General features: G+C 60.2%; 10 protein-coding genes. 2 read left to right on the forward strand and 8 right to left on the reverse strand.

Translation table 11 applies throughout. The annotated features are described in order from the left end of the window. Window positions 1-336 precede the first annotated feature (336 nt). Together FJ398_22925 and FJ398_22930 are read left to right on the forward strand one after the other, a co-directional pair. Entirely contained in the window at window positions 337-1,713 is a 1,377-nt protein-coding gene (locus FJ398_22925; protein MBM3840759.1) for an integron integrase, read from the forward strand. Between the two features lie 4 nt (window positions 1,714-1,717). Then, window positions 1,718-1,861 carry an integrase gene (locus tag FJ398_22930; GenBank protein MBM3840760.1) on the forward strand — a complete coding sequence of 48 codons (144 nt, stop codon included), beginning with the start codon at window positions 1,718-1,720 and terminating at the stop codon, window positions 1,859-1,861. 218 nt (window positions 1,862-2,079) lie between these two features. Here FJ398_22930 and FJ398_22935 read toward each other — a convergent pair whose 3' ends face one another. From FJ398_22935 to FJ398_22970, 8 genes are read right to left on the reverse strand one after another with little or no spacing between them, the layout of a single operon-like run. After that, on the reverse strand, window positions 2,080-3,099 hold the full coding sequence (locus FJ398_22935) for an NAD-dependent epimerase/dehydratase family protein (GenBank protein ID MBM3840761.1): 1,020 nt from the start codon (window positions 3,097-3,099) through the stop codon (window positions 2,080-2,082). Continuing rightward, on the reverse strand, window positions 3,035-3,496 hold the full coding sequence (locus tag FJ398_22940; GenBank protein MBM3840762.1) for an AMP-binding protein: 462 nt from the start codon (window positions 3,494-3,496) through the stop codon (window positions 3,035-3,037). The genes FJ398_22935 and FJ398_22940 overlap by 65 nt, the downstream gene beginning before the upstream one ends. Continuing rightward, complete coding sequence (locus FJ398_22945) at window positions 3,388-4,437, reverse strand: cytochrome c3 family protein (GenBank protein ID MBM3840763.1); 1,050 nt, start codon at window positions 4,435-4,437, stop codon at window positions 3,388-3,390. The genes FJ398_22940 and FJ398_22945 overlap by 109 nt, the downstream gene beginning before the upstream one ends. 38 nt (window positions 4,438-4,475) lie before the next feature. Beyond that, on the reverse strand, window positions 4,476-4,880 hold the full coding sequence (locus FJ398_22950) for a hypothetical protein (GenBank protein MBM3840764.1): 405 nt from the start codon (window positions 4,878-4,880) through the stop codon (window positions 4,476-4,478). Further along, window positions 4,819-5,958: a hypothetical protein gene (locus FJ398_22955; protein MBM3840765.1), complete on the reverse strand. Its 1,140-nt coding sequence runs from the start codon at window positions 5,956-5,958 to the stop codon at window positions 4,819-4,821. Before FJ398_22955 ends, FJ398_22950 begins: the two co-directional genes overlap by 62 nt. Beyond that, the gene (locus FJ398_22960; protein MBM3840766.1) at window positions 5,912-6,115 is read right to left on the reverse strand and encodes an amino acid adenylation domain-containing protein; all 204 of its coding nucleotides are present in this window, start codon (window positions 6,113-6,115) and stop codon (window positions 5,912-5,914) included. Before FJ398_22960 ends, FJ398_22955 begins: the two co-directional genes overlap by 47 nt. Before the next feature lie 50 nt (window positions 6,116-6,165). Next, entirely contained in the window at window positions 6,166-7,365 is a 1,200-nt protein-coding gene (locus tag FJ398_22965; protein MBM3840767.1) for a DUF481 domain-containing protein, read from the reverse strand. Next, complete coding sequence (locus tag FJ398_22970) at window positions 7,259-8,134, reverse strand: hypothetical protein (GenBank protein ID MBM3840768.1); 876 nt, start codon at window positions 8,132-8,134, stop codon at window positions 7,259-7,261. The genes FJ398_22965 and FJ398_22970 overlap by 107 nt, the downstream gene beginning before the upstream one ends. Window positions 8,135-8,614 lie beyond the last annotated feature (480 nt).

Here is an 8,614-nt window from a genome sequence, read left to right on the forward strand (position 1 = left end):
AGGCATAACGATAGGTTTAGGAACGTTGATGGTTTTGATCGCAGCGCCGGCTCAAAGGTCGGCCTGCGGTCAAACAGGATAAGGCAGGACGGCCCGAATATTAATCACCAACACGAGCTTGAAACTCCCTCCAATCCATCACCAACTCCCCGTCCTCAACTGCCGCGAAGCGGCTTTGTTCAACAGATATTGGGTGGAAATATTTTTTATTGTGTTAGACAGAATCTACCTAATCCAATAATTTGTCCCCGTTCTTCCAGGGAGGTTGGAATGCAAAGCCCATCTTTCCCCGGAGTTGTTTCGAGCATATTCAACACTTTGCAGGGAGGTGTCAAGATGAGCAACGAGCAGGAATCACAGTCGGGTTCGGGGGCGGAAGGGGCGTTCTGGGAACGGTACCGGCGCGTTCTGGAAAAGGCCGGGATCGCGGAGAAACGCTGGCGATGGTATCGGCGAGACTGCGAACGGTTCATAAGCTGGTTGCAACCCCGGCGTTTGAAGGAGGCCGAAGGCTCGCAAATCATCGAGTATCTGTCCTATCTGGAGGGGACGGGGCTGGAGTCCTGGCAACTGGAGCAGGCCGGCGACGCGTTGCGCCGGCTTTATCAGGGGGTTCTCGGCGTGTCCTGGGCCCAGGAGTGGCCGGAACTGTTGCCTGCCGAGGCCACCCCTTCCAGCGAGTCGATTGAACGGGGGTTGGAAGTGTTCTGGGCCCGTCAGGGCGCCCAGGAGAAATTCGCCCAAGTTCGACAGAGCTATGGCGCGGCGTTGGAGCGGACGGTCAAGGCCCTGCGGCTGCGGCATTATTCGTATCGGACCGAGCAGACGTACCTGGAATGGATTTACCGGTTTCTCATGCAATGCGGAGCCACCGCCGGGCCGAGCGTGGACACCGAACATCTGAGGCGGTTTTTGGAGCACCTGGCGGTGGAAGCCAAGGTCAGCGCGGCGACGCAGAACCAGGCGTTGAGCGCGCTGATCTTTTTGTTTCGGGAGGGATTTCAGCAGGAGCCCGGGGCCATTGGCCAATTCACCCGGGCCAAACGCTCGCGCCGGCTGCCGATGGTGCTGACGACGGAGGAGGTGCGGCGTGTGCTGGGGGCGATGGAGGGAGTGCATCGGCTGATGGCGCGGATGCTCTATGGGAGCGGACTGCGGCTGATGGAGTGCGTGCGCTTGCGGGTCAAGGACGTGGATTTTGGCGCGCATCAGATTGTGGTGCGCGGCGGGAAAGGGGACAAAGACAGGGTAACGTTCTTGCCGCAAGGGATGGAATCGGAGTTAAAGCAACACCTGGCGGGGGTGAAACAGATGCACGAGGAGGATTGTCGGCAGGGGCACGGCGAGGTGTGGCTCTGGGAAAGCCTGGGGCGGAAATACCCCCAGGCGGGGCGGGAGTGGGGCTGGCAATGGGTGTTTCCAGCGGATCGGCTTTCGGTGGATCCGAGAACGGGAAAAGTGCGACGGCATCATGTGCATGCAAACGGATTGCAGAAGGCGTTTGCGGCGGCAGTGCGGGCGGCCGGGATGGCCAAGCCCGCTTCGTGCCATACGTTGCGCCACAGCTTCGGGACGCATTTGTTGGAGTCCGGCTACGATATTCGCACGGTGCAGGAGCTCTTGGGGCACAGCGACGTTTCGACGACGATGATCTACACTCACGTGTTGAATCGTCCGGGGATTGGCGCAAAAAGCCCCTTGGACCGGCTTTAGTGTCCTGTTCACGAATTGCATTGAGAAAGGCTACGACATTCGGACGGTGCAGGAGTTGTTGGGGCACGCGAGCGTGGAGACGACGCAGATTTACACGCACGTGATGAAACGGCCGGGACTGGGCGTGAGAAGTCCGTTGGACGGGTGACGAAGCCTGCGGCTTCGAGTTCAAGGTTTAAGGTTCAAAGTTCAAAGTTCAAGGTTTGACGTTGGATGTTGGATGTTCGGTGTTTGGCGGTGAGGATTGAACATCGAACGTTGAACGTCGAGCGTCGAACGCCAAACGTCGAAAGCCGGGCCTTTTGGCGGCAGGTTGCCGCCAAAAAACGGGCTGGTAGCCCGTTCCACCCATTCTTCAGACAGGCTCTAACTGCCCCGTCGCGGCGAGCCGGAATCCTTTCCAGATCGCTGCCACGCCGCGGCCACCTGGTCGAACACCTCATCCACTTGCGGATTCAAGTTCTGCTCTTCCGGATGCGCGCGCAGCCACGCGACGGATTCGCGAATGCCCACCCGAAACGGCTTGCGACACTGAAACTCCGGCACGAGCCGTTTGAGCTTCGAGTTGTCGAACACGCCCGGATTGGACTTGTCGCCCTGGAGCGGGCCGGTCATCCGCGGCACCGTCTGGCAAACAAACTCCGTCGGGACTTTCAAAATCTTCGGCGATGCGACGCCCAGCGCGGAGGCGATCTCACCGTAAATTCGATTCCATGTCAGCACTTCGTCGCTGGTGATGTGGAACGCCTCGCCAACCGCCTCGGCTTTCCCCACCAGACCGGCCAGGCCCACCGCGAAATCGCTCGCGGCGGTGAGGGTCCATGGATTCTCGCCGTCGTCGGGCACGAACACGGGCTTGCCCTGCTCCAGCCGCGCCGCGAACGAGTAGCTCGAACTGGAGACAAGGTTCGGAATCCAGCGCTTCGAGTAGGTGTGCGACGGGCGCACGATCGTTACCGGGAACCGGGTTTCCTCCCGGCGCTCCCGCAGCCATTGTTCGCACTGGACTTTCTTTTGGGCGTAATCCCAGTAAGCGTTTCCCAACGGCGCGGCCTCGGTCAGAGGCAACTGCCGGTGCGGCTTCGCATAAACCGTGGTCGAGCTGATGAACAGGTACTGCCGGACCGCGTCCTTGAACAACTCGAAGTCGATCTCCAACTCGGCCACTTCATAGCCGATGAAGTTGAGCACCGCGTCCGGCTGCAATCCGCGCAAGGCGGCCCGCATCGTGTTCAAATCTTTCCGATCCGCTTGAATGGCGCGATACGGCGCGGGGACCGAACTTTTCCCCCGGCTGACGACGAAAATCTCGTGGCCGCGTTCATGCAAGAGGGCGGCGCACTCCGCCGAAATATTGCCCGTGCCGCCAAGAAAAAGGATTTTCATGAGCGGGGCTATGAAACCCAAAATGGGAGAGGTTGGCCACAAAAAGACCCGGTTCGGTCCCGATGACTTCGTCCATGGCCGCGAAGAGATTGGCCAAGTTACGATGGCTCACCATCACGCCCTTCGGTTTGCCAGTCGAACCGGAGGTGTAAATGACGTAAGCGAGGCTCTCTGAGAGACAACCGACCCCTGCACCCCTCCCAGGAGAGGAAGGGGTGGGTTCCTGGTCGAGTCTTCCGATTCCGAGATCTGCTGTCCGCAATCCACAATCCTCCCGCTCGTGTTTGTTTAGCGTGCCTTCCGCCGTAGCGCAGAGTTGCACTCTGCCGTATCGCACGCCGGCCAATCCGGTGCGGTCGGGTGAGTTTTGTCGCGCATGGCGCCATAGCCGCTCCAGCCGCTCAGCGACGTGCCGCCTTGATTCTTGAACATTTCGCCGGTGGCGACACGACCGTAATCATGGCAGGCGGTGCATTGATCGGTATCGAACGCCGCGGGATGGATGGCTCCCGTGGTGTGGAATATCGTGTCACCATGGCAATCCGTGCAGTTGGTCGCGATCTTCTTTTCGGGTGTCGCGGTCCCAATCTGGAACGTGCGGTGGCCCAGGTTGGAAGTTCTGGTGAGTCCAGCGATCTTGCCTGCGATCGGCACGCCATAAGCATAAGCGCTATACGTTCCCGGAGGCAGTCCTGCCACATCGTCCAACTGATAGGTCACGCCGGCGGCGGTCCAAAGCACCATCGGATCGTTGTTCGCAGCACTGGTCCGCGCCCGGATATCGTTGTATTGATAAGTGCCTGCCGCAACCGTGACATCCGGTTCCAAGACGACGCCAGGAGCCTTCCAACCCATGGCCTTCGTGACCTCACCATTGTAGATTTCGATCCGGGCGTCGTTCCCAAGGACCTTCGTCCTGATATTCACATTCGCGCCGGAAACGGAGGCGGTGGCGCCGCCGTTCAGGTTCGTGATGATCGTGTTCAGCGATGCGACCACTTCCGCCGCAGTCACGAGATTGCTGGCTCCGACTATCTTGATGTCTTGAGGCGCGCTGCCGTTAATAGCGATCTTAAACGTCTTCCCGTTGATGGCCCATGGCCCTGCCTGACGGCTCGTCACCGAGACGCTCAGTTTTGAATTGCCGTCTTTGACTGCTGTGGTCAGCACGGGAACAGCGCGGGCGCGCGGTCCATAAACGAGAAGACGCGCCGCGGAAAAGTTGGCTTCGGTCAACTGCGTGTGATCGATCGGTTTGCCCGCGTCGTCCTTGAACACGAGGGTGACCTGCGGTTTCTCGCCGGCGACATAGTTCGTCTTGTTGGCCGGCGCGCTCATGGTGATGTCGATGGCAGCGACGGTCGGCCGCGAATCCCTCAGCACGGAAGGAGCGCCTGGAGGATGGCCAGCGTGGTCATGAACAGCGTCACGCCTTCGCGTTGGCTCAGTGTTTTCAACGCGTCGGCCAATTCGCGGGGAACGCTCGCGGACTCATGCGCGCCAGCATAGGTTTGGACCGAAGGCCGCGGCCGGTCGGCCGGCAGTTCGAGCAAGTTGGGGACGCCTTCCAGTTCGCGCATCCAATACGCGAGTTGTTTTTCCAGAACCGCGCCGCGCAAACGCTGGCGCTGCCACGCGGCGAAATCGGAATACTGGAGCGGCGGCGGGGGCAGGCGCGGCAATCCTTTGTTCGCGAAAACCTCATAAAGGCGCGCCAATTCATCGAAGAGCAAATTCAAAGACCACGCGTCGGATATGGTGCAGGACCAAGAGCAAAACATGATCGTCGTCCGTGCGGCGCTGAAGATGGAACCGAACGAGCGGTCCACGCGCCAGGTCGAAAGGGCGCTTGGACTCTTCGATCAGTCGATCGCTGGTAGGGCGAGCCCGTCCCGGCGAGCCGCTCGACGAGTTTGGAACACGTCCAGACCGGCTCGCTGGGGACAGGCTCGCCCTACCATCAGGTTCATGGGAAGTTCCCATGGTTTCAGAAGCATGCTCACCGCCCATGAACACGGTAGGGCGAGTCCGTCCCGGCGAGCCGATCGACGAGCTTGGAACACGTCCGATCCGGCTCGCTGAGGACAGGCTCGCCCTACCATCAGGTTCATGGGAAGCTCCCATGGTTTCAGAAGCATGCTCACCGCCCATGAACACGGTAGGGCGAGCCCGTCCCGGCGAGCCGATCGACGAGCTTGGAACACGTCCGATCCGGCTCGCTGGGGACAGGCTCGCCCTACCATCAGGTTCATGGGAAGTTCCCATGGTTTCAGAAGCATGCTCACCGCCCATGAACACGGTAGGGCGAGTCCGTCCCGGCGAGCCGATCGACGAGCTTGGAACACGTCCGATCCGGCTCGCTGAGGACAGGCTCGCCCTACCATCAGGTTCGTGTGAAGCTCCCTGGGTTTCAGAAGCATGCTCACCGCCCATGAACACGGTAGGGCGAGTCCGTCCCGGCGAGCCGATCGACGAGCTTGGAACACGTCCAGACCGGCTCGCTGGGGACATGCTCGCCCTACCATCAGGTTCGTGTGAAGCTCCCTGGGTTTCAGAAGCATGCTCACCGCCCATGAACACGGTAGGGCGAGCCCGTCCCGGCGAGCCGATCGACGAGCTTGGAACACGTCCAGACCGGCTCGCTGAGGACATGCTCGCCCTACCATCAGGTTCGTGTGAAGCTCCCTGGGTTTCAGAAGCATGCTCACCGCCCATGAACACGGTAGGGCGAGTCCGTCCCGGCGAGCCGATCGACGAGCTTGGAACACGTCCAGACCGGCTCGCTGAGGACATGCTCGCCCTACCGTGAGGTTCATTGGACGGAGGAAACCTCGGATAGTCGTGCGCCACTGGTTTCATCCGTGGCCTTGACGTGCTTAAGCACGACGTAAGCCACCAGAGAACTCTCGCCGCTCACGTTCCGGCGCAACGTCACCGCGGCTTCCCGGACTTTTTCGTGCCGAGTCAGCGCGGATTCAATTTCGCCCAGTTCAACGCGGTTCCCGCGAATCTTCACCTGAAGCGGCGTAAACGCCGCGCTCCGTCAAGTGACTGCAAATAACCCGTTCAGAACTTTATCCCGACGGAGGAGCGAATCTGGAGGTCGTTGTTGGAAATGCCGATCGGAGGATCCGTTTCGTAAAGATCGATCAAGGTCAACTTGAGCGCGACATTGTTGCGGACCAGATAACTGAGATTGACCTCGCCGCGCAGACGGTACTCGCCGAACTTGTCCACGCTCGGAAAGAACTCGATCTTCTCATCCAGGCGCAATTTGCTCGTGGCCTGCCACCAGGATTCCTCGCCCAGGCGCAGGGAATATCTCTGTTTGCTTCCGTCGTCGGCAAACATCTGGTTCTGGTAGTTCCCGCCCAACTCGGTCAGCAAAACGAAGTTGGTCCGAGTCACCCATTTGTAACCGAGGCCGGGACCCACATCGTACCGGAGGTCAATTCGGCGAACTTCATCGAATCCGGCGCCCGCGGCGTTATAGACGAGGAACTTTTTCCCGATGTCGTATTCGATCTTCCAGCTTCCATCCATGCGGTTGTCGGAAAGCACGCCGTCGGCCCGCCCATACGAGACCAGGTAATCGAGGTCGTTTTTGAGGAGTCGTTTGCTAGGAGTGGTGTGAAGGTGCGTGGCTCGAAAACGGCCCGCGTAAGTCTGGCGGTCTTTGCTGCTAAACGCCAGGTTAAGACCGACTTCAAGTTCGCCCTTCCAGTCCATCAGGAATTTGGGCAGGCCCGCGCCCAGGGTCGGTTGTTGCTCCTCCGGTTTGGAGACGGAAGATTTGGGAGCGGCGGCCGCAGACGAAGGAGGAGCCGGAGCGTCCGTTCCACCTTTGGCGGTTGGGGCGGGAGCTTTCTGGGCCGGAGTTGGACTCGCGGGCGGGGGAGCGGGCGCCGGCTTGGGAGGTTGAGCTACAGCCTTCGCGCCTTGATCTTCGCGCCGTGCGATCTGGGACGCGGAAATCGTGATTCGCTCGGCGTACGGCGTGGAGAGCACGACCTCCTGAGCGTTGGTCGAAACGATCGAGCCGGTGACACGATCCCCATTCTTAAGATGCAGGATCACATCCTGGGCCTGCGCCGAGGTGGCCACAGCCAGGCACGCGGAGAGTACCGTCCATAGAGAAGACCAGATTGCGCACCGGATTTTACGGACGCGGAGGCGCGGCATTGGGAGCGGAGGTTGAAGTGAGCGACGGCGGCAAATCGTCGCTGGTGAAACGGCGGACGCCGCCGACCACTCTGATTCGGCCATCGGCCTCGGTCCGCAACTTGGGTTTGCTGTCGGAGTTATCGTAGGTCTCCCGTGCGATGACGAGCCCGTCGGGGCTGATGGCGGAATAGCTGAAACTCCGCGCCGTGATTTGGTAGAGCAGGTGCAGATTGCTGAATTTGTCCAGTTGCGGTTCCGGCTGGCTGAGCGACACCATGGGGCCAATCGGGAAAATCCGGAAGATCCGCGAGTCCGAGGCGTCAGATAAACGGAAATAGAGCGTGATATGTTTTTGATGGATGGTCTGGACCAGCGCGTACTTCCGGATTTCAGGGCGTCCGTCGGAGACGCCCGCCAGTTGCGGAACGCCGAATTCCTGCTCCCACAGCCGGGTACCTCGAATGATGTTGAAACTCTTGGACGCGCTTTGCACCGCACGGCCCCACTGCGGAATCTTCACCGTGGCGCTGAGGGTGTAGTTGCCTGGCCGCGAAAGATCGTAGTACGGCACCAGATCAACCGCTTTGGTGCCGGTCCGCGATGATTCCAGCGTGTATTCGCCTTTGACCGGGACCGGGGCCAGCCTGGACACGACGGAATCCTTTCGTCCTTCGACGGTGAAGGTCAGCCAGTCGTCGTCCTGGCCGAGATTCAAAGTCTGGCCCGAATAATTGGTCACGCGCACCTTGACGATCAACGATTCCCCGGGAAGAAAGTATTGCTGATCCATCGACAGTTCGACGGAGACGCCTTGCGCAAGGCCCGTCCACGTGGCCAACAGCGCCGCGATCAACGAGAGAGACAATTTCATGAATTCACTTTAGACCCGCGGCCCAGTCAGGCAAGCGGCAATTCCTGCAGTTCTTTTAACCACAGATGAACCCAGCGCGGCTGACGTCGCACAAACTCTTTGGACTGCGGCGGGAAGCGAAGCGCCACGCCGCTTTGGCCGCGCCGGCCAGGCTCCCAAAGCGGTGTCGCCGCTACGCTCTGCCACCGCAGTCCAGAATCGTCGCACGCTGCCAGACCGGCGCTCCGAGGCTCATGGGCAGAACTGCTTTGTTCCCCAAGAACTGCGCATCTCGTATGCTCGCCAATCGACGCGCCGCAACGGCGGTTTATTCATGCACCGGAGCAGCGGACTTCGCTAAGGGGTCCATTTCATAAATACGCTCACGTTCGCGGCAAGGGATTTTTCGGCCAGACGAGGCGCGAGCGACGAGCATATCCCGAAGTGGATCTGTAAGGAGCAAGCAACGAAGTCTGGCGAAAAAGAACTGCCGCCCTTCGG

The organism is Verrucomicrobiota bacterium (genome assembly GCA_016871535.1).
In the GTDB taxonomy this organism is placed as follows: Bacteria; Verrucomicrobiota; Verrucomicrobiia; order Limisphaerales; family SIBE01; genus VHCZ01.